The sequence below is a fragment of the Bacillus cereus group sp. BfR-BA-01380 genome, from assembly GCF_022663535.1.
GTDB lineage: Bacteria > Bacillota > Bacilli > Bacillales > Bacillaceae_G > Bacillus_A > Bacillus_A cereus_BB.
Genome location: NZ_JAKUFS010000021.1, coordinates 27,545 through 53,335, shown reverse-complemented (window position 1 = coordinate 53,335; position 25,791 = coordinate 27,545). Strand labels below are relative to the sequence as shown.

Below are 25,791 nucleotides of genomic sequence, written 5' to 3'. Positions count from 1 at the left end.
AAAAAAGCCAAAGCCAAGGCACGCTTGACTTTGACTTTTTGTCATCTTACTTATTTAATTATTTAATTATTTATCTTCTTTTACTTCTTCAAACTCAGCATCGACTACATTGTCATTTTTCGCGCCTGCATTGCCTTGTGCGCCTTCTGCTTGCTGTGCTCCTGCAGCAGCTTGAGCTTGCTCATATAATTTTACAGTTAATTGTTGTACGATTTCTTGAAGTGCATCTTTTTTCACACGGATTTCATCAAGATCATTTTTCTCGATCGCCGCTTTTAATGCATCTTTTGCTTCTGTTGCTTTCGCCACTTCAGCTGCATCTACTTTGCCTTCTAAATCTTTTACAACTTTATCTGTTTGGAAAACAAGTTGGTCAGCTTCATTGCGAAGTTCAACTTCTTCTTTACGTTTTTGGTCAGCATCAGAATTTGCTTCTGCTTCTTTTACCATACGATCTACTTCCTCATCAGAAAGACCTGAAGAAGATTGGATTGTAATTGTTTGTTCTTTACTTGTTCCTAAATCTTTCGCACGTACGTTTACGATACCGTTCGCATCAATATCGAATGTTACTTCGATTTGCGGGATACCACGTGGTGCTGGTGGAATATCTGTTAATTGGAAGCGACCTAGTGTTTTGTTGTCCGCTGACATTGGACGTTCACCTTGTAGTACGTGAATGTCTACTGCAGGTTGGTTATCAGCAGCAGTTGAGAATACTTGTGACTTACTTGTCGGAATTGTTGTATTACGCTCGATTAATTTTGTAAATACGCCACCCATAGTTTCAATACCTAAAGAAAGCGGAGTTACGTCTAATAATAGAACGCCTTTTACATCACCAGTAAGTACGCCGCCTTGAACTGCAGCTCCTAAAGCTACAACTTCATCAGGGTTTACTCCTTTATATGGCTCTTTACCAGTCTCACGTTTAATTGCTTCTTGTACAGCTGGGATACGAGTAGAACCACCAACAAGAATTACTTTGTCTAACTCGCTTGCAGAAAGACCAGCGTCTTTTAACGCACGACGAGTTGGTTCTAGTGTTCTTTCAACAAGGTTAGCTGAAAGCTCTTCAAATTTCGCTCTTGTTAACGTTAACTCTAAGTGTAATGGACCAGCAGCTCCAGCACTAATGAATGGTAATGAAATTTGTGTTTGCGTTACACCAGAAAGATCTTTTTTCGCTTTTTCAGCAGCATCTTTCAAACGTTGAAGTGCCATTTTGTCTTGGCTTAAGTCAATATTGTTTTCTTTTTTGAATTCAGCTACTAAATGATCGATGATCACTTGGTCAAAGTCGTCACCACCAAGACGGTTGTCACCAGCAGTTGAAATAACTTCAAATGTTCCATCTGCTAATTCAAGGATAGATACGTCGAATGTACCGCCACCTAAGTCATATACTAAGATTTTTTGTTCTTCGTCTTGTTTTTCTAAACCGTAAGCAAGTGCAGCTGCTGTTGGCTCGTTAATAATACGTTCCACTTCTAAACCAGCAATACGGCCAGCGTCTTTTGTTGCTTGACGCTCTGCATCGTTGAAGTATGCTGGTACAGTAATAACAGCTTTTGTTACTGTTTCACCTAAGTATGCTTCAGCAGAAGCTTTTAAGTTTTGTAAAATAATTGCAGAAATTTCTTGAGGTGTATAGTTTTTACCTTCAACTTCTACTTTGTAGTCTGTACCCATATGACGTTTAACAGACATGATTGTATTTGGGTTTGTAATCGCTTGACGCTTCGCTACTTCCCCTACTTGACGCTCTTCATTTTTGAAAGCTACAACAGAAGGAGTTGTACGGTTACCTTCTGGATTTGGAATAACTTTTGGCTCTCCGCCTTCCATAACAGCTACACAAGAATTTGTTGTACCTAAGTCAATACCGATGATTTTACTCATGGCGAAACCTCCTACATTTATGTAATTATTGATTTACTTTTACCATTGATGGTCGAATCACACGATCTTTTAGCTTATAGCCTTTTTGGAATTCTTCCACAACCGCATTTGATTCAAATTCACTGTCTTCTACTTGCATAACAGCTTGATGTTCATGCGGATCAAACTGCTTTCCAACAGCTTCAATCGCTTCAACACCTTCTTTTACTAGCGCCTCTTGCAACTGACGATATACCATTTCCATCCCTTGTAATAAAGATTTCATCTGCTCATCATTTGCTTCTACCTGCATTGCTCTTTCAAAGTTATCAAGAGCCGGCAAAATATCTGACACAAGGCTTTGTGATCTATATTTTTCAGCCGCTTGCTTATCTAGTTGAACGCGGCGCTTATGGTTTTCAAAATCAGCTTGTAGACGAAGCATGCGACCTTCCGTTTCCGTCAATTTCGCTTGTAATTCATCTACTTTTTCTTGTAAAAGAGCAGCTTCACTTTTTTCTTCAACAGTTTCTTCGCTATTTTCTGGTGCTACAGCTTCTTCTGTTTGCGCTTCTTTTACTTCTTCTACCACTTGTTCATTACGCTCTTCCACAACTTTCACCTCCTTAAAAAGGCAGGGCAGGCACAAATCAGCACGAACCAAGCCATCTAATTTCTTATATTCAACTAATCATCAGCAGCGGGAAATATCTCCGGTACAAATGAAAGTTTCTTATTATTTCGGTTTATATAAACCGTTCAATTCACCTGTAAATTGTTTTGTAAACAATTGCAACAAACTAATAACACGAGAATATTGCATTCTTGTTGGTCCTAAAATCGCAATTGTTCCAAGCTGCTCATCTCCAATTGAGTATGTCGCAGAAATTAAACTACAATTTTCCATTACAGCAGAAGAATTCTCACGGCCAATTTTCACTTGAATGCCAATTTGTTTACTCTTTAAGATGTCATAAAAGGCATCTTCATTTTCAATCATATTGAATAATGATCGGACCTTTTGAATATCATGGAATTCTGGCTGCGCAAGCATATTTGTTTTTCCACCAAAATATACTTTTTCAGATAATGGAAATTGGAATGTACCGTCTAACATCTTCATGACACTATCATAATTATGAACGTACTGACGCAAAACCATTACAATTTCTTTAAAGATTTTATTATGCAGTTCTGACATCGGTACACCAGACAACTTGTCATTCAAAATGTTAACCATTTTTTCCAAATCTTGCAAATCAACAGATTCCGGAACTGTGATTGTTTTACTTTGCACATGTCCTGTATCAGTTACAATAATTGCAACCGCAGTTTGATGACCGAGCGGAAGAATTTGTACATTTCTTAGCTTATTCGCACTTACTTTTGGCCCAAGAACAATTGCCGTATAATTCGTGAGTTCTGACAAAATTTGCGCGGATTGCTGCGCAAGCTTTTCTGCCTCAAAAACTCTTTGAGCGAACAAGTCTTTAATTTGTACAACATCTTCACTAGGCAAATGTTGCGGTGCAAGAAGATGATCTACATAAAAGCGATACCCTTTTTCAGAAGGAACGCGCCCTGAAGAACTATGTGTTTTTTCAATAAACCCTAATCCTTCTAAGTCAGCCATTTCATTTCGAATTGTTGCTGAGCTAAATGTAATTTCTTCTTTCTGAGATAATGTTCTTGATCCAACAGGTTGTGCTGATCCGATAAAATCGTCAATTATCGTCTGTAAAATTAAGAGCTGACGTTCCGTAAGCATTTCATCATCACCTCTGTTAGCACTCTTGTGTTTCGAGTGCTAAATCTATTACTAACTTACCAAAATTGATATTGAATTGTCAACGGAAACGTGATGAGATAAAGTGAAACTTTTAGCAGCACGATTTTTCGCTGCTAATTAGTTGAACCAATCGGGCTCTTACAGACGGTTGAACTTCTCGATTCACCTCTCTGTACCGGCTGTTTGAGCGGGATAAAGTGAAACTTTTAGCAGCACGATTTTTCGCTGCTAATTAACCCTGCCAATCGGGCTCTTACAGACGGTTGAACTTCTCGATTCACCTCTATGTACCGGCTGTTTGAGCGGGATACAGCGTTTAATCCACTAAGAATGATTGAAAGACTTCATTTCCTAGTAACTTCCCTTTTCTTGTTAAACAGACATGAGTGTTTGTTTCTTGAAGCAATTCATGTTCTTTATTATGACGTAATTGTTTTGCAAAGATGTCATTCATCTCTATGCCGAATTTTTTTCTAAATTCTACTTTCGAAACACCTGCTGTTTTTCGTAGCCCCAAAAATAACTCTTCTTCCATTTTTTCTTGTCTCGTTACTGTATGAACATCTAAGTATGGCAAACCTGTCTCATCGATTTTCGCGAAATATTGTTTTAATGGCCCTACATTTTGAATTCGCTCGCCATTTACATAACTATGAGCGCCAGCTCCGAAACCATAGTATTCTTCATTATTCCAATATGTGAGGTTATGTCTACTTTCATAGCCCTCTTTCGAAAAATTACTAATTTCATACTGCTGGTAGCCATGTCTTTCCATCTCGTCCATTACAATTTCATACATTCTTGCTTCATGGTCTTCTCCTGGAAGTCTCAGTTTTCCTTTATTCATTAAATTATAAAAGACCGTTTTCGGTTCAACAATTAAAGAATACGCAGAGAAATGTTGAACTCCAAGTGTAAACGCAATCTCTAACGTTTCTCTTACATCCTCTATCGTTTGCGTCGGCAGTGCATAAATTAAATCAACATTAATATTTGTAAAACCAACTTCCTGCGCTTCACGAATCGCTACGAATGCATCTTCTCTCGTATGTCCGCGCCCAATTTTTTGCAATAATTCGTCTCGAAATGTTTGAACACCAAAACTAATCCGGTTTACACCGCCTTCTAGTAGAAGATTTAATTTCTCTTTTGGTAAATCTCCTGGATTCGCTTCAAAAGTTAGTTCACAATTCGGCGCAAACGGACGTAAACGACGATTAATAATATCTAGCAATTGCTTTGTCTGTTCCATATTTAGCGCTGTTGGCGTTCCTCCACCAACAAAAATTGTTTTCATTTCTTTAAACGGCGTTTTGTTGATTGTATTCACAATTTCTTTCTCTAAATATTGCAAGTATTGTTCAACTGGCTGACGTTCAATAAACACTTTATTAAAATCACAATAGTGACAAATATGCTGACAAAACGGAATATGAATATATGCAGCTTGTATCAAATTCTGTCCCTACCTTTCTAAAAAGAAACCCTCCGCACTTCGGAGGTTTCTTTACTTCTGTAATCCTATGCGAGTTTTCCCTATTCGCATTCTTCCCCCCTACAATCAAAGGCATAACTACTATTGTAAAGGAGAGAGACAAAGATGTCTAAATATTAACCGAGGCTTTAGACACTTTAATTTCTAGTCCTTAAATAAAAAGAAGCCGTACAAACGGCTTCTTTTTATTAGTTATCATCCATTTTCAATACAGCCATGAATGCCTCTTGCGGTACTTCTACAGAACCAACAGACTTCATACGCTTCTTACCTTCTTTTTGTTTTTCAAGAAGTTTACGTTTACGAGAAATGTCACCGCCGTAACATTTTGCTAATACGTTTTTACGCATCGCTTTAATTGTAGAACGCGCCACAACTTTATTTCCGATTGTCGCTTGTATAGGCACTTCAAACTGCTGTCTTGGAATTAACTCTTTTAACTTTTCTACAATTACTTTTCCACGGTCATATGCTGAGTCACGATGCACAATGAAAGATAACGCATCGACCTGTTCAGCATTCAATAAAATATCCATCTTCACAAGCTTAGACGGTTTATAACCAATTAGCTCGTAATCAAAGGATGCATATCCTTTCGTATTCGACTTTAATTGATCGAAGAAATCATATACAATTTCAGAAAGTGGAATTTCATATGTCAAAGTAACGCGTGTTTCATCTAAATATTGCATATCAATAAACGTCCCGCGTTTTCCTTGGCAAATTTCCATAACCGCTCCAACATAATCATTCGGAACCATAATAGATGCTTTTACATACGGTTCTTCCACACGATCAATAGATTGCGGATCTGGCATGTTAGATGGGTTATCAACTATCATGTCTTCACCGTTTGTTAAATATACTTTATAAATAACACTTGGTGCTGTTGTAATCAAATCAATTTTAAATTCACGTTCAATACGTTCTTGAATGATTTCCATATGAAGTAAGCCTAAGAATCCACAGCGGAAACCAAATCCAAGTGCTTGAGATGTTTCTGGTTCAAATTCAAGAGCAGAGTCATTTAATTCTAGCTTTTCTAACGCATCACGTAAATCATTATAACGTGCAGAATCAATTGGATATAAACCACAGAATACCATTGGGTTTAATTTACGATACCCTGGTAAAGGTTCTGCCGCTGGACGTTTTGCATGTGTAATCGTATCACCTACACGCGTATCACCAACATTTTTAATGGATGCTGCTAAGAAGCCTACATCACCTACTGTTAATTCTTCACGCTGCGTTGTTTTCGGTGTGAACACACCTACTTCTGTTACTTCAAACTCTTTACCTGTTGCCATCATACGTACTTTATCGCCAACTTTTACTGTACCGTTTACAACACGGATATAAGCAATTACACCGCGGTACGGATCATATAAAGAATCGAAAATCATACATTGTAATGGTTCTTCCGAATCACCTGCTGGAGCTGGTACTTTTTCAACGATTTGTTCTAAAATCTCTTCAATACCAATCCCCGCTTTTGCAGAAGCAAGCACAGCTTCTGATGCGTCTAAGCCAATTACATCCTCTACCTCTTGACGAACACGTTCTGGATCAGCGCTTGGTAAGTCGATCTTGTTAATAACCGGTAAAATTTCCAAATTATTATCAAGTGCTAAATATACGTTTGCTAATGTTTGCGCCTCAATTCCTTGCGCCGCATCCACAACAAGTATCGCACCTTCACAAGCCGCTAAACTACGAGACACTTCATACGTGAAGTCGACGTGACCTGGTGTATCAATTAAGTGAAGAATATATTCTTCTCCGTCTTTCGCTTTATACGTTAATTGTACTGCATTTAATTTAATTGTAATCCCGCGCTCACGCTCTAAATCCATGGAGTCAAGCAACTGTGCTTTCATCTCGCGTTGTGTTAACGCATTTGTTTTCTCCAAAATACGGTCTGCCAACGTTGACTTCCCGTGATCAATGTGAGCAATAATGGAAAAGTTACGAATGTTAGACTGCCTTTTTGCTCTTTCTTCTTTGTTCATCTATTTATCACTCCTACTAATCTCGCCAATATACACTAGCACTGATTATATCAATACCAGGAAAAAGATTCAATGAAAACTGGTGCAGCGTTATAAGCAAGTACTCTTACTTTTATCATATGCAATTCGTAAACAATAGACAAACCTTTCCTAAAAATACAAAAAGCTATCCTACTCGTACGTAAGATAGCCGCTTTTTTATACTTTAAATTAATGAAATATACCTTTCATTTTATCAACAATGGTATATGTTATGCTGCGAATGACATTTTGCACCAAAGAAGTCAATCCTCTTCCCATACTCTCGAACATATTAAAGCTGTTTAATTCTTCTAGTTGCTTTTGTTTTTCTTCAACGGAAAATACATTTCCAAGAATTGTTGTTTCTACATCGCCGTAATTTGTTCCTGTTATGTGAGCAATTTGCTCATAGGTTGGATTGTTATAGCCTTTCATTCGTTTCAATCCGCTATTGGCAACTTGCATACCCGCTAACGTTATAAGAAATGCGCTAACAACGAGAATGATACATTTGCGTGTAAACCGCTCCAATTCTTATTTCTCCTTTTCCGATCAATGCGTATATGCCCCTGTGTTATCTTGATCAACTTGATGATGAAGAGCTGCGTTCAAACCACTCGCAATCAGGTTTGCCATATCTTCAATAAACGCATCCACTTCTTTAGGTGTTACCATTAAATTATGCCCTAACGGTGCTAGCACTTCATAAATTAATTTTCGCTTCTCTTCTTCTTCAAGCGTACCAACAACTCCTAAAAACATATTGCGACTTTTTTCATCTGGCATATCTTCTTCTGTAAGCTTCTTCTTCTCACCAAATGTAAAACCAGCTGGAAGTAAAGAACGGGCTGGTTTTCCCCCTTCACGCATCTCACGTCCAAAGTGCTTTAAAATATAATCAATTGTATCACTTGTAATCGAAACCGCATCTACAACAGTTGGAACACCAATTGCAATCACCGGTATACCTAGCGTATCTTTACTCAGTTCTTTTCGTTTATTTCCAACACCAGAACCAGGGTGAATTCCAGTATCCGAAATTTGGATGGTACTATTTACTCGTTCAATAGAACGAGCAGCAAGCGCATCAATTGCAATCACAAAGTCTGGTTTCGTTTTTTCAATGACACCATAAATCATATCGCTCGTTTCAATGCCAGTAATCCCCATAACGCCTGGCCTAATCGCGCTGACAGGACGGAACCCTTCCTCAACACTTTCCGGCTGCAACTTAAATAAATGGCGCGTAACAAGGACATTCTCTACAACAATTGGGCCTAATGCATCCGGCGTTACATTCCAGTTGCCAAGGCCAACAATTAAGCAGCTCGCTTCTTCACTTATTCCAATTTCTTTTAGAAAGCACGAAAATTCCTTTGCAAAAATCCCCTCTACTTTTTGTTGCAACGCTGTATCTTGCTGGCGAATTCCTTGCACTTCTAAAGTTAAATAATTTCCTGCTTTCTTTCCCATCGCCGGAGCGGCACTTTCATCAATCGTCACCTTTGTGATTGTAATCCCTTCTTCTTCGCGCTCTTTTACAATTACACCTTGAATCGCAGTTTTTTCTTCTTGCTTCTCTTGCAGCATTTGGTGCGCTTCTAATGCAAGATCTGTTCGAATCCCATATTTACTTAAATCAAGCGGTTCACTCATACAATCTCCTCCACTATTTATAATAAATATTCATTAGAATTCCCCAATTTATTTTCAGACATTCTTTTCCTATATCGAAATTTCATCGATCTCACTATTGCAATTCTCTTCTTCGTTTGATAGAATATCACTTGTTCTATGTAAGAATCGAGTCACTCGATTGCACCAGGGAGGTGAAAGATATGGCAAACATTAAATCTGCTATCAAACGTGCTAAACTTAGCGAAGAGCGTCGTGCACATAACGCTTCTATCAAGTCTGACATGCGTACAGCTGTTAAAACTGTAGAGGCTTTAGTTAACAATAACGATCTTGAAACAGCAAAAGAAGCATACAAAGTAGCTTCTAAAAAACTTGACAAAGCAGCTCGTAAAGGTCTTATCCACCAAAACGTTGCATCTCGTCAAAAATCTCGCTTAGCGAAACAAGTAAACGCGTAAGGCGTTTAAAAACGATCCATATGGGTCGTTTTTTATTTACAAAAAAATGTTCATGCAGTTATCTACATGAACATTTTCCCACTATTCAATATGATTTAAACGCATGAGAAAAAATTCTAGTACAAGGCGTTTATCCATTCTTCCTGTCTTCATATTATAATCTGCCTCAGCAAGTTCGTGAATTACTCGTTTTAACGCTTCAAAGGAGAAGAAATTCGTTTGATTCATAGCCAACTTCACACGATACGGATGCACCCCAATATGCGATGCTATTTGATTTTGCCCATAACCGCGCTGCTGAAGTTCTTTCACTTGATATAATAAACGAAATTGACTTACAAGAAGGGCAAGCAATTTAATTGGCTCTTCTTGCTGTGTAAATAACCCTTCTAAAATACGCATTGCACCTGCAATATCTTTTTTTACTACCTTTTCTGTTAAAGAAAATACATTTTGTTCAACGGACTTTGGAACGAGTTCTGCGACAAGCTTTGCCGTAATTTCACCGCCTGCTCCAACATATAATGTCAGCTTATCCATTTCCTTAGCAAGCATCGTTACATTGCTTCCAACAAGCTCTAATAGTAAACTAACTGCCGCTTCTTCTATTTGAATATGCATTTCTTCCGTACGGCTTATAATCCATTTACGTACATCTTGTACTTGCATAGCATTTGCTTCTACTACATCCGCTGTTTTTTTCAAGAGCTTCGTAACTTTTTTACGCTCGTCCAATTTTTCAAACGGAGCAATAAACACAAGGATAGAAAATGGTGAAGGTTCAGCAATATATTCTTCTAGCACTTTGACGTTTTGCTCAATTTTTGCTTTTTGCGATGTTAAAAACAACGGTGATTTTACAACGATAATTTTACGTTCCCCAAAAAAAGGAAGCGTCCTTGCGTCCTCAACAACTTCCTCTATGTACGCTTCCTCCAAGTCATACGTAACAATATTGAACTCACGGTCCTCTTCAGCTAACGCTTCTGATGTTAAAAGCCGCAGCGTTTCATTGATAAAATACGCCTCTGTTCCATATAACAAATATAACGAAGCAAATTGCTTTTTCTTTATTTTTTTATGTATATCACTCATGTAACTTCCTACTCCCTAACACTTTATATACTTATAGTAATGTGACAGCTACCGTTTTACAAGTCCAAAGGAACGGGCAGCTACCCGTTCCTTGATCTATATAAAACGTTACAAAATAAGCCCCGGGCATCTTATTTCATAACGGTAACCATCTTGATTTTATTATTTACACCTACCTTACGGGCTATGAATGACAACTGTTAACACACTTGGAAAAGCATTGAACCTATCAGGATTTTATAAGCAGTTGTTCCCCGCTCTCACATTCTTGAAAAAGAATCTTACTGCCCACGAATAACAGGATAAATTGTAGATTTTTTTCTGACAATATTTTATACTAAAGTGGAATGTTGGGAGGGATTCAAAGATGAATGAATTTGAAAAAAACGTTCAAAGTAAGCGTAATGATGCTACCGATTCAGGGGTAGGCTTTATCGTTTCATTCGGATTTTTTACCACTTTATTTATCATCGCAACAGTCGTTAAATTTATCGGTTCTTAAAGACTGCATGTGGCAGTCTTCTTTTTTTCTGTGTTTCATTATATGTTAACTTACTATGAAACGTTCCCATCTCCCCTCGGAAAACGTAAGAAATTGCCCCTTGTTCATCCGTTCGCCACACCTCAATGCCACGCTCTGTTAGACGTTCTAATACTTCGATATACGGATGACCATAACGATTTTTCTCTCCAACAGAAATAATGGCTTTTTTTGGCTGAATAGTATCTAAAAACTGTCCTGAAGATGACGTTTTACTACCGTGATGTCCAACTTTTAAAACGTCTGCATGCAGCTCTGGATACCATTGTATGAAGCGTTTCTCACCTACTTCTTCTAAATCACCCGTAAACAACCATGTTAATCCCCCTATTTTTGCCCAAAGTACAATAGATTGATTATTATCTTCTTTTTCTTCTCCTTCTGGCGATAATACTGAAAACACCGTCTCTCCCGCCTTCCAGCTATCTCCCTTTTCTACAATTCGAATGGGCACATTCTTTTGCGCAGCAAGCTGCTGTATTTGTTGTTCAAGTAGGGAAAATTTTATCTTTTTCCCTAGTACAACCTCTTTTACAGCAATCGATTGCATTACCTCTTGCACTGCTCCCATGTGATCCATATCTCCATGTGTCACAATTAACTTATCAATCATCCGCACACCCTCTTTTTGCAAAAAAGGAACGAGAATATCATGTCCAACGGAAAATTCATGTTTTTTCTGCTGCCATTCTTCCTTCTTTACCGGAAGTGTTCCACCCGTATCAATTAAATATGTCCCTTGGTTGTATGGAAGGCGAATCAAAATGGCATCCCCTTGTCCGACATCAATATACGTAACACTTCCGTTTGCATTTACATATGGAAAGGCATAGTGACATGTACTAAGAATGAAAAAACTCAATAGAAATAGCAAGCGATATTTTCTCCAAATAAGTCCTTCCCATGATAAAAGAACAGTTACAACACTTATACAATATAAAGCAACAAGAAATGACTGGGTTTGTCCAAAGGTAAGACGCGCAAACGGTAAAGCTTCGCACATTTGAAGCATCACATTTGAAACATGTATACATAGAGACAACAGACTAGCTAACCATTGGGATACAATCGGAAGGCATAGAAGGCATACAAGAATCACAATACAAGCCGGCAAAACAAATAAAGATAAAAACGGGACATAAATCATATTGAGAAGAATACTGTAAGGAGAAACATAACCGAAGTGATAAAGCAAAATAGGTGTACTTGTCAATTGAGAAATAACGGAAAGGTATATAGAATTTTTCACTATACCATTTTCATTAGTTAACAGACGTGATGAAGATAATAAAAGAGAAAAACTTCCAACAAATGAAAACTGAAACCCAATGTCAAACAATACATACGGATCATAAAAAAGCATAATTATTAATGTCATACTTAAAGCATCCATCCCTGACACTCTCACCGCTCGCGTAAGGGCCCCGAACACAATAACAGCTGCTATAGATGCTCGAACAACAGATGGTGAAGCCCCTGCACAAAACATATATAACGGAATACAAACAAGCAGAAGCATCGTTGTGCTTTCACGCGTCATACCAATTCGAAGGGATACAAAATAACATATTGCAGTTAACAAAACAATGTGTGATCCTGATATCGCTAATAAATGAACAAGTCCAAACTGTTGATACTGTTCTTCTACTTCAAACGTCATATATTGACGATCACCAAACAATAAAGCATTCATAAAAGCTGCTGACTGCCCAGAAAAAGTCTCTCCTATATAAGAAACAGCCCGTTGTCGCACTGAAAATAACCAATGGATAAATGAAACATCTTTTTGCACACAATTCGAAAGCGATTCCACTTCAAAAAGGGCATGAATATGCTGTTTATATAAATAATCCTTATAATCAAACGCATAGAAATTACGAGGAGATGGTGGTTCTTTCAACATACCAGTAAACGTACACACCATACCAGGGGTTAACTGTTTCAATTTTTCTTTTAATTCACGAGAAGGGATTTTATAAAACAACTGGACTGTTTCATCATTGTTCATTTGCAACTGGAAAGAAAGGCGATTTCCATTTATAATCGGCGTACTTTGAATTGTACCTATTACGTCTGTTTCCCGAAAAGAAAGCATAGAATCATTTTGCGCATCTACATAAATTGCGTATACATAGGTAAGACCAAACGCGAGGATAATCAAGGAGAGCATTGGAAGAGAGGTACGTGAAAAACAAACTGCACAATAACAACCAAATATAAGAAAAGGAACGACAGAAAAAGAGGAATAAGCTGTTGCAATCCCAAAGATAACTGAGATTGCAACGCAAATCCATTGCCCGTGCAACACGTGCTCACCCCACGGTTTATACCATATTTTTTGCCTGCAGTAATACTTGTTGCAACTGTTCTAACGTCATTTCGTCAGTTTGTAACGAAGACAAAAACTGTTTTAACTCTTGTATTTTTCGTTGTTCTTCTAATGTTGTTACGTCAAATGCAAGAGGAACATGTTTTACTTTTACATTTGCTTGCTCAAACAACTCAAGTGCATACGGATGATTTTTATAATCTTGTGCATAATACACTGCTGTAATACCACTTTGAATAATCGCCTTACAGCAATGTAAACACGGAAAATGCGTGACATAAATTTCCGCACCATCTATTTTCGCACCAAATTTCGCGCATTGTAGCAGCGCATTCATTTCGGCATGAATTGTACGCACACAATGATTATCAATCACATAGCAGCCTTCATCTATACAATGCACACCGCCGGCAATCGACCCATTATAGCCACCAGCAATAATACGTTTATCACGCACAATTGTCGCGCCAACCGCAAGCCTTGTGCACGTGCTGCGAAGTGATAATAAATGACTTTGTGTCATAAAATATTGATCCCAAGAAACTCGTTCCATTATCTTCACCTACTTTTTAATCTGCTTATAGTGTAGCGAAATAAGAAAAAAGTCGTCAATGTTTATTTAATGAACAATTATCTCACCTTTCATTTTTTCCAGTGATTTTTCACCAATTCCATCGACCTCTAATAAATCTTCTACTTTTTGAAAGGGGCCATGCTGCTCACGATACTTTATAATATTTTCTGCTTTTCTAGGACCAATGCCCGATATTTTTTCAAGCTGGTCCTTTGTCGCTGTGTTTATTTGTATTTTCCCTTCTGACAAAGGTGCTCCATTCACAGTGGCAATTTGCTCTCCTTTTTTCGGTACATAAATCACCATTTGATCTTGTACAAACTGTGCTAAATTTACTTTTGTAACATCTGCTTCTGGTAAAAATCCTCCTGCCTTTTCAACGGCATCTTTCACCCGTGCTCCGCTTTGTAATTCATATACCCCTTCACGATGCACAGCTCCTTTCGTATCAACAATAATCGTTTTCGATTGCAATTTAGATTCTGTTACCTTTGCTTTCTCCTTTCTTTCTTGTATCTTCGAATTCGCTTCCACTTTCACTGCCGATTGTTCTTGTCCACCTTTTGTTTGCCATACAAATAAAATACTGACAACACCAATTGCTGCAAACAAAACGAACCACTTTCTGGGCAAATTCATCATCATCATTTTGCACCTCTAATTCATAAATTCAATATAAACTTCATATTGTTTAGGAGAAAGATGTTACGAAGGAGGGGATGAAACATTGAACATAGGAATAATAGGAACAGGAAATATGGGGAATATACTTATTGATGCATGTATCGAAGCCCGCGCTGTCAAACCTTCGTGTCTTACTATCATTAATCGCACTTTCGCAAAAGCATATCATATAAAAGAGAAGTATCCTTCTATTCATATAGCAAAAACAATCCAAGAAGTAATCGAACGCTCTGAGCTCATTTTTATTTGTGTAAAGCCATTAGACATACACTCTATTTTGACAAAGCATGCTTCAATTCTTACCAACGATAAATGTCTAATCTCTATTACAAGTCCCATATCTACCGGGCAATTAGAGACGATTGTATCTTGTCACGTTGCTCGTATTATTCCAAGTATTACAAATCGCGCATTAGCCGGGGGTTCTTTATGCACATTCGGGAAAAACTGCTCACAAGAATGGCAAAAACGCATATTGAACTTGTTTCAAAAAATCTCTAAACCTATCATCATTGAAGAGAATATCACAAGGGTAGCATCCGATATCGCAAGCTGCGGCCCAGCATTTTTCAGCTACTTATTACAACGTTTTATTGACGCATCTGTAGAGGAAACAAATATTACACGTGAAGAAGCTACTATTTTAGCGAGCGAAATGATTATTGGGATGGGAAAACTGCTAGAAAAGCAAATTTTCACTTTACCAACTTTACAGGAGAAAGTTTGCGTAAAAGGAGGTATAACAGGAGAAGGGATTCGCGTTTTAGACGAACATATTGGAGATTTGTTTAACAAGGTGTTAAAACGAACACATGAAAAGTACGAAGAAGATGTAGAGCACATAGAACAGCAATTTAATAAACATTAATATATCTTTTACGACGAAAACAACTATATTCCTTCATAAAATATTTTATTTTTTGCTATATAATAAAAAAGCAACCGAGAATGGTTGCTTTTTTATTATGCGTTTTTTGTAGCGACAAAGAAGATTCGCTCTGTTTGTTCTGTGACTTCCATTCTTTCGAAGTCTCCTGTTACACGAAGAACAGTAAAACCAGCTTTTTCAAGCCACTCCGTCAGTTCTTCAACAGGATATGTACGCTGCATATGCAATTCATCAAACCGATGATACACATCCTCTTCTTCATCTCGTACAAAAAATGTCAAGTCATGCTCCACACTATTTGGCCCTTCACCTGGGAAACAGTTCCAAATAAGAGAGATTTCATCTTCATTCATTGTATACGTTTCATTTTGAAATACGTGATGAATTTTATAAAGAGAGTGCACATCAAACAAAAACAAACCATCTGGGCGCAAATGATGATACACACGTCGGAATGTCTCTTGGATGCCCTCTTCTTCTAGTACATAATTTAAAGAATCACAAAAAATTGTTACACAATCGAACTCGCCTGGAACATCTAACTCACGCATATCTTGTTGATAAAAAGGAATAAATTGCCCTTCTTCACCTAACTTTTGCTGAGCAATTGTTAACATTTCCTCTGATAGATCTACTCCTGTTACATCGTACCCTTTTTGTACAAGAGGTAACGTAACATTCCCTGTTCCGCAAGCAACATCAAGAATTTTCGCATCAGTCTTATCAACTTGCGCCAAGCTTTGTTCCGTAAATTCCACCCATTTTTCATATGGGACATCATTCATTAGCTCATCGTATAACAATGCAAACTGTTCGTATCTCATTGACCTAACTCTTCTGTAACATCTTCGCGTGGTACATCGCCCCAAAGACGTTCTAAATTATAATAATCACGCTCATCTTTATGGAATACGTGTACAACAACATCACCAAGATCAACGAGTACCCAACGTGCTTCTTCAAAGCCTTCCATACGTTTTACATCAACTTGTACTTCATGTGCTTGTTCTTTAACTTCACGAGCAATTGCTTGTACTTGTTTATCTGAGTTACCATGACAAATTACAAAATAATCAGCAAGCGGGGAAATCCCTTGCATGTTCAACACAACAATATCTTCTGCTCTTTTATCATCAGCTGCTCGCGCTGCTAATACTAATAATTCTCTATCCTTCATTTCGTAAGGTCCTCCTTAATGACTGCATTATACGTTTGAAATGTTAATGGATAAATCGTTTGATTCTTTTCCATTAAAAATTGTATCGTATGCTTTAAAGCATATAATAACGCTTGATTGAGATCTTCTCGCGCTAACTTCCGTGCTTCTTCAACGCCTGGAAACTTACGACCAGGTTCAATATAATCCGCCACGTAAATCACCTTATCAAGCATCGTCATCTGTTCATGTCCACTCGTATGGTACGTAATAGCTTGTAATATGTCAGCGTCTGTAATACCGACTTCTCGTTCTACTAAATATGCCCCAACTGGTGCATGCCATAATTCTTTATTATAAAGCAATAAATCTTTTGGCAAATTTTCTCGCTTAATAATCTCTTCCATTTCTGAAATCGGTCTACACTTTGCATAATCGTGAAAAATTGCTGCCATTTCCGCCTTTTTTTCATCAACACCATATTGCTTTGCAAGTTCGATAGCCGTTTCCATAACACCAATTGTATGAATATAACGCTTTTCATGCATTTGTTGTTTCACAATTTCAAGCGCTCGTTTACGATCCATATAGCCCATTCCTCTCAATGTATTCCTGTACTCCTTTAGGAAGCAAATATTTGCATGTCTTCTTCTTTGTAAAACGTTCGCGAAGAAGCGAAGAAGAGATAGCAAATTCCGGAATTTCTACCGTTACAATGTCATAAGGCGTAGAAAGTGTATAACCAAGACGAGCAACGCCGACAAATGTAACGAGCTTTAACAATTCATCGATGTTATACCATTTTGGTAAATACTCCACCATATCCCCGCCAATAATAAAATAAAATTGAACATCTGGATGCTCCTTTGTCAATTGTAACATAGTGTCATATGTGTAAGACGGACCTTCTCGTTCCAGTTCCGTTAAACAAATAGAGAAATGCATGTCTTGTTCAATTGCTAAATGAATCATTTCTAAACGATTACGTACACTTGCAACTTCCTTATCTCGTTTATGAGGGGGGATTTGATTTGGCAGAAACCAAACTTCATCAAGCCCTAATTCATCATACACTTCATTTGCAATTAACAAATGCCCATTATGAGGCGGGTCAAATGTCCCGCCAATAATCCCGATTCTCTTCAAAGAAAACGCCCCTTTACCTTACCCTTATAGGTGATAGTTCTCATTCATGAAAAAACGAGGCACCTATAAGAACTCGATTGGTTCAACTAACTTTTAGAAATCGTTACTTTATTTTTGGTAACACAATACGTTTATTTTCTTTTGATTCTTTATATAAGACGATTGTACTTCCGATTACCTGTACAAGTTCAGCTTTTGCACCTTCCGCAACCTCTTCTGCTACTTCATGGCGATCAAATTCGCAGTTTTGCAGTACGCTAACCTTTATCAACTCGCGTACTTCTAGCGCTTCTGCAATTTGTTTTACCATATTTTCATTTACGCCGCCTTTACCAACTTGAAAAATTGGTGTTAAATGATGCGCCTCTGCACGTAAAAATCGTTTTTGTTTTCCTGTTAACATGTATTTAGCCTCCAAGCTTTTTCATTACTATTTGTTTCATTCGTTCTATATTCGGCAAACACCCCGTCCAAATTTCAAATGCAAGTGCGCCTTGAAAGACAAACATATCAATGCCATTTTGTACAATCGCTCCATGCGCCTTCGCGTCTTGCAATAACTTCGTTTCAAACGGATTATAAATAATGTCAGACACAATACTTCCTTTTTTCAAACCTCGAATGCGTAGCGGTGTATCTCCTACATGAGGATGCATCCCTACTGTCGTTGTATGGATGATAATATCATACAGTGCCTGTTTATCCGTTGCTTCTTCTAAGGAAAGCGCCAAAGACGCGACTTCACTTCTACAATCTGCAATAAGCTGCTCTGCTTTCTCTACTGTACGATTCGCAATATCAATCTCTTTCACACCAGCATCTGCAAGTGAATAATAGATCGCACGGCACGCCCCACCGGCTCCGAGCAGTAAAATACGTTTGTTCGTCAATGGCTCTTTACTAATAAATTGCAATGAACGAACATACCCTATTCCATCTGTATTATAGCCAATTAATTTTCCTTCTTTATGAAGCACTGTATTTACCGCACCGATTTGTTCTGCCAAAGGATCAATTTCGTCTAAATGCTTCATAATCGAAACCTTGTGCGGCGTTGTCACATTAAATCCAACAACTCCAAGTGCCTTCAATCCTTTCACTGCTTCGCCTAATTCACTCTCTTGAACGAGAAAAGCATGATAATGTGCATCCATCTCTAAATGGACAAATGCATCATTATGCATAAGCGGTGATAAGGAATGTCCAATTGGATTTCCAATTACGCCATATAATTGTTTCACAAGTCCTCACCACTTTAAATTAAAGATTTACGTAATGAAACACTAACTCCTTTTGGTACATGCGCTGCAATTTTTGCACCAGCTTCATTCACTGTTACCCACCCTAAACCTGAAAATACAACATCTGTTTTCGGTTCATGAATGGTAAACTCATACTTTACAAGCTCTGGCATGTTCTCAAGTTCTTCTGGTGTTGGCGGATTTAATAATTCCCCAGCATGCTTTTCATACAATGCATCTGCTTTTTCAAGCTTCGTACGATGAATCGTAAGACGATTGGATAGATGACAAGCAAACGAACGACGACCACCGCTTATATAATCAAATCTTGCTAGTCCACCGAAGAATAACGTCTGTTCCTCATTAAGTTGAAAAACCATCGGCTTAATTTCTTTTGTTGGCGTAATTATTTTTAAGCTTTGTTTTCCAACATAATGCGCCATTTGATGATGATTAATAATACCTGGTGTATCATATAAAGATGAAGTTTCATCGAGTGGAATATCGATTAAGTCCAGTGTTGTACCCGGAAAATGTGATGTCGTAATGACATTTTCCGTTTCCTCGCTAAACGTTTTAATAATACGGTTAATAAACGTTGATTTCCCAACATTTGTACATCCAACAACATAAACATCTTTTCCATCACGATATTGTTCAATTGCATTTGCAAGCTCATCAATACCTTCACCTTTTGCTGCACTAATTAAGAAAACATCTTCCGGCTTTAAGCCAAGTTGCTTTGCACTATAGCGCATCCAATGTGTAAGCTTTTCCTTCTTTACTGATTTTGGAATTAAATCTGCCTTGTTACCGACAAGAAGTACTTTATTATTTCCGACGAAGCGATGCAGACCAGGAAGCCAGCTTCCACTAAAGTCAAAAATATCAACAATTTTAACAACTAATGCATCAGATTGTCCAATTCCATTTAAAATCCGTAAAAAATCATCATCTGTTAATGACACATCTTGAATTTCATTGTAATGCTTTAAGCGAAAACAACGCTGACAAATGATATGTTCTTTCTCTAACGAAGAAGCGGGTGTGTAACCAACTTCATTTTTATTTTCCGTTTGGATGACAACACCGCATCCAATACATTTAAACGTCTCAGTCAAACTCTATTCCTCCCAATTAATTAAACCTTTTTTCTTCATGTTACGCATGATTCTACGCTCAATTTTTCGATTAAAACGAGTCATAAATCCATCTGTTTGTGCAACTGGAACAACTAAAATCGTGTGCAGTCCAACACGATTCCCTCCAAGCACATCTGTTAATAATTGATCTCCAATTACAACTACTTCTTCCGCACGCAGATTCATTTTCGTTAACGCTCGTTTAAAAGCACGAACAAGCGGCTTACGCGCACTATGAATAAACGGAATACCAAGTGGATTAGCAAAATCTTTTACACGTTGTTCGTTATTATTCGAAACAACTGTCACTTGAATGCCGTGTTCCTTCATTTTTGCAAACCATTCTTCCAATTGCGGCGTCGCATTCGGACGATCCCATTCAATCAAGGTATTATCTAAATCAGTAATAATTCCTTTTATACCTCGGTTTTTCAATTCTTCAGGTTGAATATGATACACGTTTTTCACGTATTCATTTGGTAAAAATAAACTCAATCTCTTTCACCTCTTTGAGGAGTTTTGTATAGTTCAACTTCTATTTTGAGAACGGGTTTCTCTCAAAATAGAAGTTGAACTTACCCCGCTCTTACAGGAAGTTATTCTTCTCGCAACTTCCTGTAAGAGCGGGGTAAATCATCTAACAGCTACCGTCTGTTAAAATTAGATAAAATTTTTCGACAGCATTTTTCGATTATGCATCTGTGGATAAACTTGTACACAATTTCCCTCTTGGTAAATTCAGTTAATTCAAAAATTATCAACAATTCTTACACATCTTATCCACGACAGAATGTGGATAACCAACAGATTGTGACATAAGACAATTTTTGGTACATTAAATGAGACAAATTTCCTTTTTCGCAGGAGGTGAACCGCCTTGACGGCGAAACATATGGAACAGTTATCTACTGAATTACTCACTGAGTCTTATTATAAAGCAAAAGAACTAAAATTAAATCCTGACTTCATTTTACTTATTAAACAAGAAATCATTAGACGCTCATTAGAGGACAAGCTTTTAAAATCGTCTTGAGTATATATACAGTCAAACTTCCATAGGTGGCATTTAACCGCTTATGCTTAATTGAACGAGATCCCCTAAAGACTTACTGCCTATTACGTGAGAAATAGATACTGCTTCACCTGTAAAAAGAGCCATCTTATAAGACGGCTCTTTTATAATCGAGTTGCAACTTTCTCACCAACACGAACCTCTTGTCCACTAGCTAATGATTGAACGACTTCAACCATACCTTTTTCAAATAATAACACGACTGTGGAGCCAAATGTAAAATAGGCCATCTCTTCACCTTTTTGCATAGTTTCTCTCTCATGCAACAGTTCAATACTATTCACAAACATTGCACCTACTTTAACAAGCGCCATCTGCTCACCTTCGCTCTCTATCTCTGTTACAGAGCGATAGTTTTTAGACAACGTATCTTTTCCATACTTCATACCTGCTGCATTAACAGGATATGACTTCCTTCCAAGTACAAAGCGCTCTGTCACTGTACCAGAAAGTGGACTATGAATACGGTGATAGTGGCTTGGACTTAAATAAATAACCATGTATGTACCACCTGCGTAACGCGCTGCCCTTTCGTCCGTACCAAGCATGTCCACAATAGAATACTGTTTCCCTTTAATTTCAAACATTTTTTCCTCATTAATGGGACCATGATCTGCAAAAACACCATCAACCGGACTAACAATAGCAGACTCTTCTGTATCAATTGAACGTTTGTCCTCTTTTAATTTACGCGTAAATAATTCATGAAGCGTTTGATACTCTTTTAAATCCTTTTCCATCTCATCTTGTTTAATTTGAAATACTTTCGCATAAGATGGAATAATAATTGAGCTTAAACGAGACTGTGCAAATTTACGCAATATATAGGACGTAAAACGACCGTTTGTAAGTTCAATCAATAATCGATATAACGTACGTCGCAAACCGCGAAACCCCCTACTATGATATATAATGTTGTAATAAGACCCTTACATGTAGTTTTTCCTATTCTTGTTTCTATATCATAAATTATTAGCACCTTTTAATATTACAGATAGAACCCATCATTTTCAACCGTGAACATCGATTTATCATGGAAGCTTCATTTTATTTAAAAAAGAAAAGTGCTTGCTTTCGAATAAAAGCAAGCACTTTTCCTCTTTAATATTTCTCCTTTTTCTCCTTCTCCGCACGAACAAATTCGTGAAACATCTTCATTAATGCTCTCTTCTCAATACGTGATACGTAGCTTCGTGATATACCAAGTGCCTTCGCGATTTCACGCTGCGTTTTCTCTTTCTCCATACCAAGACCAAATCGGTTCACAATCACTTCTTTTTCCCGTTCATCTAATATGTCAATATACTCTTTAATTTTCTCAAGCTCCATACTCAGTTGAATCGTATCAATTACATCTTCTGATTCTGACTTTAAAATATCGATTAAAGAAATCTCATTCCCTTCTTTGTCCTGTCCAATTGGGTCATGAAGAGAAACGTCTTTTTTCGTTTTCTTTAATACACGTAAATGCATTAAGATTTCATTTTCAATGCAACGAGCCGCATATGTTGCTAGTTTTGTTCCTTTTCCTTGCGAATAGCTTTCGATCGCTTTAATTAAACCAATCGTACCGATGGAAATTAAATCTTCTGCATCTTCTCCTGTATTTTCAAATTTCTTCACAATGTGTGCCACAAGACGTAAATTATGTTCGATGAGGAGATTTCTTGCATGCGCATCCCCTTGCTCCATAAGCTCTAAGTACTTCCTTTCCTCATCAGGCGACAACGGCTGTGGAAATGCATTATTTTTGACATACGATACGAAAACAAACATTTCACGAATCATATATCCAATTGCGGCGAACAGACTCAACCTCTTCACCCCCGCAAAAATAGTGGTCTTTACTATTTGTATGTGGGCGAGTGGTTATTTGTGTCTGTACAGCTTTATGGACAAAGCGAAAAACATTCCTTATCTAAATACAGTCATTTCAAATTTTCCACCAAATTGCTTTTCCCGTACTCGCATCTATATAGCGGATTTCTCGTCTATTGCTATAATCCCCATTGTACTCTTCATTATTTTCTGCTGTTGTTTGACTATAAATAAGTCGATATTGAGGAGGCTCTTGTTCCCTTTCCTCAAACCATCTTAATTCTGCCTGAAGTGATTGACAATAACACTCTAACGCTTGCTCTTCGCTCACTTTCACTTCCTTGTCATAAGTAAGTAATTTGGGAATAAGACTTTGCGATATGCCGCTATACACTCTTATTTGGCCGGTTTCTCCATCTACAACAACGCGCACCAACTCACTTTCTACCCGAACACCATTTACATATACGTAAAAATGAAAATGTCCTGGCTCTTCTTCATCCGGATCATCTTGATTGCTCCATACACGAAGATGTTGTTCGTAATTCGGAAATACCTTTCCTAAAAATTGCAGTGCTTTTTCAAAACATTGTTCACGGGTTAATACCGGTGTTCCGTGGTGGTTTCCTCGCTCATAATATTCAAGCAATTCATTTGTTTCTTTGTCCATTTTCACGATAATTGACGTATCATACTTGAACATATGAAACTGTTTCTTCCAGTAAGCATCGAAAGATTTGTCATTTTCTTCTACACCCTCTTGCCTATCTGGTACCTTTGCCCAAATAATTGTCTTCTCTGTTTCTCTCTCTTCTTCGTGCACTTTCTTCATCACGTTCTTATCAATATGAAATAAACGATCTATATTTGCTTCTAATTGTGGTTTCTCACTTAAAGCTGGCAATTCTCTTGTTTCAATCACATAATGACTACGCTCATGTAAGTCTTCTCCAGTATGCGCATCAATAAAAGCATGTGAAGGACTCGGTTCATAAACAAGATAATAACCTTCTTCTATTTCGCCATCCTCCCATTCAAACAACGAATTCGAAAGTTGTGTAAAAACAGGCTCCATACTCTGTCTTTGCTTCAACTGCTTTGTCACAACTTCTTTCTCTACAATAGAACTCGGCCACATTGGTTTTTCCTTTATGCCCTTGTTTCTAAATTTAATAACATTCCCATCTACATCAACTTCTACTACAAAACCCGTTCGAGGCAACGAATAGCCATTTACTTCCTGCCTATATTCAATTACTACACTCTCTTTTCTTTCATTTATATAAATAACTGTACATTCTTTGTATGTATGCGGTGCATGCTGCTGCAAGAATGCATCCGCAATGCTTTTTCCTTTCTCCTTACTTACACTCAACTGCTTTTGGACACACTCTTTATATATGGATAATTCCATTAACTCTCCTGTTTCTTTTCGTAAACAAACTTGAATAGATTCTTCGGGATTCTCCTGTTTCTCCCACCATAATAAATGAGCATCTTCATTTACGTTTTCTTCATCAACAACAAGTGTATAATCATTTGGAATTTCAACAATATGAGCTACCTGCTGCACTCTCTTCCTATCTACTTGATTCATCATGTTCCCCCTATGACAAAAAATATATCTATATCGTATCACAAAATATAGGCGAATTTGGAATTAATGGCATTATTGGAAAGCAACTTAAATATACAAACAACTCCACGCTATATATACTTTTCCCGACATATAAGTCGCTACTATGCGGGGCAAGATGCTCACGTCTCTCCTTATTTTTTATAAACAATACAAAAAAATACAAAAAACTGAAACAATTTGTTCATACGAAATTCACATCAATCGATTAGTATAAAGAGTATATAGATTTTACATACAATAAATTCCATATAAAAAGGAGGGGCATCTCAATGAAAACACGTTATCGCTTTATGATCTCATCATTCGCAGCATGTGCGTATATGATTTGGTATTTAGTGTAAGAAACCCTATTTTCCAAATAAGAAAAAGGTGTGTATAAAATGGAGTATAATCAAACAACAGTTAACTATTGGAAAGCATTTGTATTACCTTATACATTTGCTCTTGAAGAACTGAAAACAAAATTCGAAATTATGAACCGGGAAGCTCAGTTTCTAGAAGACTACAACCCGTTTGAACATATAAAAACACGATTAAAACAACCAAAAAGTATTATCAAAAAGCTAGAACGAAAAAACTTAGCACCAACTGTCGAAAACGCCCAACAACATTTATTCGATATTATCGGTATTCGAATTACATGTTGTTTCGTGGAAGATATTTATTATTTAAAACAATTAATAGAAAAACGAACAGATATGGAAATTGTAGAAGTTAAAGATTATATCCAAGTGCCAAAACCAAACGGCTATAAAAGCCTCCATATGATTATTAAATATCCATTAGCATTAAATTCAGGAACACAAGATGTTTTTGCGGAGATTCAATTACGTACGTTAGCAATGGATTTCTGGGCAAGCTTAGAACATAAAATGTATTATAAATATGAAGGGAATATTCCAGAGTATTTAAAAAATGAATTACATGATGCTGCCATGAAAGCTGAAGAACTTGATGATAAGATGGCATCTATCCGTCAAGATATTGATGAAATTGAATCGTGTTCAGAGCGCATTTTATTACCTGTGTAAAAGAAGTTCTCTATTTTCGAGAACTTCTTTTTTATCCCGCTATTCGTGGGCAGTAAAGGCTGGAAAAGAGCAGAGAAGAAAACTGCCCGTAAAAGCTCGATTGGGTGGGCTTTCCATCAGTGGGGGATGAAAAGCCCACC

The 25,791-nt window shown here is 37.4% G+C and carries 27 protein-coding genes; 5 read left to right on the top strand and 22 right to left on the bottom strand.

Annotated elements, in window-relative coordinates; all coding sequences use genetic code 11:
* Positions 1 to 66: 66 nt before the first annotated feature.
* The 7 genes from dnaK to gpr all read right to left on the bottom strand — a co-directional run bounded on the left by dnaK (position 67) and on the right by gpr (position 8,854).
* On the bottom strand, positions 67 to 1,902 hold the full coding sequence (gene dnaK, locus MR076_RS18235) for a chaperone protein DnaK (RefSeq protein WP_242222886.1): 1,836 nt from the start codon (positions 1,900 to 1,902) through the stop codon (positions 67 to 69).
* Positions 1,903 to 1,927: 25 nt separating this feature from the next.
* On the bottom strand, positions 1,928 to 2,494 hold the full coding sequence (gene grpE / locus MR076_RS18230; protein ID WP_242222884.1) for a nucleotide exchange factor GrpE: 567 nt from the start codon (positions 2,492 to 2,494) through the stop codon (positions 1,928 to 1,930).
* A gap of 123 nt (positions 2,495 to 2,617) precedes the next feature.
* Positions 2,618 to 3,649: a heat-inducible transcriptional repressor HrcA gene (gene hrcA, locus MR076_RS18225; RefSeq protein ID WP_242222882.1), complete on the bottom strand. Its 1,032-nt coding sequence runs from the start codon at positions 3,647 to 3,649 to the stop codon at positions 2,618 to 2,620.
* A gap of 337 nt (positions 3,650 to 3,986) precedes the next feature.
* A complete protein-coding gene (gene hemW / locus MR076_RS18220; protein ID WP_242222880.1) occupies positions 3,987 to 5,126 on the bottom strand; it encodes a radical SAM family heme chaperone HemW in 1,140 nt (379 codons plus the stop codon).
* Between the two features lie 227 nt (positions 5,127 to 5,353).
* Positions 5,354 to 7,177 (bottom strand): elongation factor 4, encoded by a 1,824-nt coding sequence (gene lepA, locus MR076_RS18215; protein WP_242222878.1) that lies wholly within the window; start codon positions 7,175 to 7,177, stop codon positions 5,354 to 5,356.
* A 210-nt stretch (positions 7,178 to 7,387) separates the two neighbouring features.
* Complete coding sequence (locus tag MR076_RS18210) at positions 7,388 to 7,729, bottom strand: YqxA family protein (protein ID WP_242222876.1); 342 nt, start codon at positions 7,727 to 7,729, stop codon at positions 7,388 to 7,390.
* Between the two features lie 21 nt (positions 7,730 to 7,750).
* Positions 7,751 to 8,854 carry a GPR endopeptidase gene (gene gpr, locus MR076_RS18205; protein WP_242222874.1) on the bottom strand — a complete coding sequence of 368 codons (1,104 nt, stop codon included), beginning with the start codon at positions 8,852 to 8,854 and terminating at the stop codon, positions 7,751 to 7,753.
* Between the two features lie 182 nt (positions 8,855 to 9,036).
* Here gpr and rpsT point away from each other — a divergent pair, with 182 nt between their 5' ends.
* Positions 9,037 to 9,294 (top strand): 30S ribosomal protein S20, encoded by a 258-nt coding sequence (rpsT, locus tag MR076_RS18200; RefSeq protein ID WP_020062230.1) that lies wholly within the window; start codon positions 9,037 to 9,039, stop codon positions 9,292 to 9,294.
* An 81-nt stretch (positions 9,295 to 9,375) separates the two neighbouring features.
* Here the strand turns inward: rpsT and holA are convergent, their stop codons facing one another.
* Positions 9,376 to 10,389 carry a DNA polymerase III subunit delta gene (gene holA / locus MR076_RS18195; RefSeq protein ID WP_242222872.1) on the bottom strand — a complete coding sequence of 338 codons (1,014 nt, stop codon included), beginning with the start codon at positions 10,387 to 10,389 and terminating at the stop codon, positions 9,376 to 9,378.
* Between the two features lie 367 nt (positions 10,390 to 10,756).
* On the opposite strand from holA, the gene MR076_RS18190 reads away from it, so the two are divergent.
* Positions 10,757 to 10,891: a YqzM family protein gene (locus tag MR076_RS18190; protein WP_242222870.1), complete on the top strand. Its 135-nt coding sequence runs from the start codon at positions 10,757 to 10,759 to the stop codon at positions 10,889 to 10,891.
* Here MR076_RS18190 and MR076_RS18185 read toward each other — a convergent pair.
* The 3 genes from MR076_RS18185 to MR076_RS18175 form a co-directional block, all read right to left on the bottom strand.
* Positions 10,878 to 13,235 carry a DNA internalization-related competence protein ComEC/Rec2 gene (locus tag MR076_RS18185; protein ID WP_242222868.1) on the bottom strand — a complete coding sequence of 786 codons (2,358 nt, stop codon included), beginning with the start codon at positions 13,233 to 13,235 and terminating at the stop codon, positions 10,878 to 10,880. The genes MR076_RS18190 and MR076_RS18185 overlap by 14 nt on opposite strands.
* 19 nt (positions 13,236 to 13,254) lie before the next feature.
* Positions 13,255 to 13,812, bottom strand: a complete 558-nt coding sequence (locus tag MR076_RS18180) for a ComE operon protein 2 (RefSeq protein ID WP_242222866.1) — start codon at positions 13,810 to 13,812, stop codon at positions 13,255 to 13,257.
* A gap of 66 nt (positions 13,813 to 13,878) precedes the next feature.
* Positions 13,879 to 14,478, bottom strand: a complete 600-nt coding sequence (locus tag MR076_RS18175; protein ID WP_277928537.1) for a helix-hairpin-helix domain-containing protein — start codon at positions 14,476 to 14,478, stop codon at positions 13,879 to 13,881.
* An 82-nt stretch (positions 14,479 to 14,560) separates the two neighbouring features.
* Between MR076_RS18175 and comER the strand changes: the two genes are divergently transcribed.
* Positions 14,561 to 15,385, top strand: coding sequence for a late competence protein ComER (comER, locus tag MR076_RS18170; RefSeq protein WP_242222864.1), 825 nt, complete (start codon positions 14,561 to 14,563; stop codon positions 15,383 to 15,385).
* 95 nt (positions 15,386 to 15,480) lie between these two features.
* Here the strand turns inward: comER and MR076_RS18165 are convergent, their stop codons facing one another.
* The 8 genes from MR076_RS18165 to MR076_RS18130 all read right to left on the bottom strand — a co-directional run bounded on the left by MR076_RS18165 (position 15,481) and on the right by MR076_RS18130 (position 20,586).
* The gene (locus tag MR076_RS18165; protein WP_242222862.1) at positions 15,481 to 16,230 is read right to left on the bottom strand and encodes a class I SAM-dependent DNA methyltransferase; all 750 of its coding nucleotides are present in this window, start codon (positions 16,228 to 16,230) and stop codon (positions 15,481 to 15,483) included.
* Complete coding sequence (rsfS, locus tag MR076_RS18160; protein WP_020062222.1) at positions 16,227 to 16,583, bottom strand: ribosome silencing factor; 357 nt, start codon at positions 16,581 to 16,583, stop codon at positions 16,227 to 16,229. The genes MR076_RS18165 and rsfS overlap by 4 nt, the downstream gene beginning before the upstream one ends.
* Positions 16,580 to 17,149 (bottom strand): bis(5'-nucleosyl)-tetraphosphatase (symmetrical) YqeK, encoded by a 570-nt coding sequence (yqeK, locus tag MR076_RS18155; protein ID WP_242222860.1) that lies wholly within the window; start codon positions 17,147 to 17,149, stop codon positions 16,580 to 16,582. Before yqeK ends, rsfS begins: the two co-directional genes overlap by 4 nt.
* A complete protein-coding gene (locus MR076_RS18150) occupies positions 17,139 to 17,708 on the bottom strand; it encodes a nicotinate-nucleotide adenylyltransferase (protein WP_242222859.1) in 570 nt (189 codons plus the stop codon). The genes yqeK and MR076_RS18150 overlap by 11 nt, the downstream gene beginning before the upstream one ends.
* 103 nt (positions 17,709 to 17,811) lie before the next feature.
* Positions 17,812 to 18,111, bottom strand: coding sequence for a ribosome assembly RNA-binding protein YhbY (gene yhbY / locus MR076_RS18145; protein ID WP_242222857.1), 300 nt, complete (start codon positions 18,109 to 18,111; stop codon positions 17,812 to 17,814).
* Between the two features lie 4 nt (positions 18,112 to 18,115).
* The gene (gene aroE, locus MR076_RS18140) at positions 18,116 to 18,949 is read right to left on the bottom strand and encodes a shikimate dehydrogenase (protein ID WP_242222854.1); all 834 of its coding nucleotides are present in this window, start codon (positions 18,947 to 18,949) and stop codon (positions 18,116 to 18,118) included.
* Positions 18,950 to 18,963: 14 nt separating this feature from the next.
* Positions 18,964 to 20,070, bottom strand: coding sequence for a ribosome biogenesis GTPase YqeH (gene yqeH, locus MR076_RS18135; protein WP_242222852.1), 1,107 nt, complete (start codon positions 20,068 to 20,070; stop codon positions 18,964 to 18,966).
* A gap of 3 nt (positions 20,071 to 20,073) precedes the next feature.
* Complete coding sequence (locus tag MR076_RS18130; protein WP_242222850.1) at positions 20,074 to 20,586, bottom strand: YqeG family HAD IIIA-type phosphatase; 513 nt, start codon at positions 20,584 to 20,586, stop codon at positions 20,074 to 20,076.
* 382 nt (positions 20,587 to 20,968) lie between these two features.
* On the opposite strand from MR076_RS18130, the gene sda reads away from it, so the two are divergent.
* A complete protein-coding gene (gene sda / locus MR076_RS18125; RefSeq protein WP_139207688.1) occupies positions 20,969 to 21,124 on the top strand; it encodes a sporulation histidine kinase inhibitor Sda in 156 nt (51 codons plus the stop codon).
* Positions 21,125 to 21,267: 143 nt separating this feature from the next.
* Here the strand turns inward: sda and MR076_RS18120 are convergent, their stop codons facing one another.
* From MR076_RS18120 to MR076_RS18110, 3 genes are all read right to left on the bottom strand, one after another.
* On the bottom strand, positions 21,268 to 22,047 hold the full coding sequence (locus tag MR076_RS18120) for a phosphatidylserine decarboxylase (RefSeq protein ID WP_242222848.1): 780 nt from the start codon (positions 22,045 to 22,047) through the stop codon (positions 21,268 to 21,270).
* Positions 22,048 to 22,264: 217 nt separating this feature from the next.
* On the bottom strand, positions 22,265 to 22,978 hold the full coding sequence (gene sigK, locus MR076_RS18115) for an RNA polymerase sporulation sigma factor SigK (protein ID WP_242222846.1): 714 nt from the start codon (positions 22,976 to 22,978) through the stop codon (positions 22,265 to 22,267).
* A gap of 118 nt (positions 22,979 to 23,096) precedes the next feature.
* Positions 23,097 to 24,578 (bottom strand): YcdB/YcdC domain-containing protein, encoded by a 1,482-nt coding sequence (locus MR076_RS18110; RefSeq protein WP_242222845.1) that lies wholly within the window; start codon positions 24,576 to 24,578, stop codon positions 23,097 to 23,099.
* Between the two features lie 422 nt (positions 24,579 to 25,000).
* On the opposite strand from MR076_RS18110, the gene MR076_RS18105 reads away from it, so the two are divergent.
* Entirely contained in the window at positions 25,001 to 25,651 is a 651-nt protein-coding gene (locus tag MR076_RS18105; protein WP_242222844.1) for a GTP pyrophosphokinase, read from the top strand.
* The last annotated feature ends 140 nt before the right edge of the window (positions 25,652 to 25,791 follow it).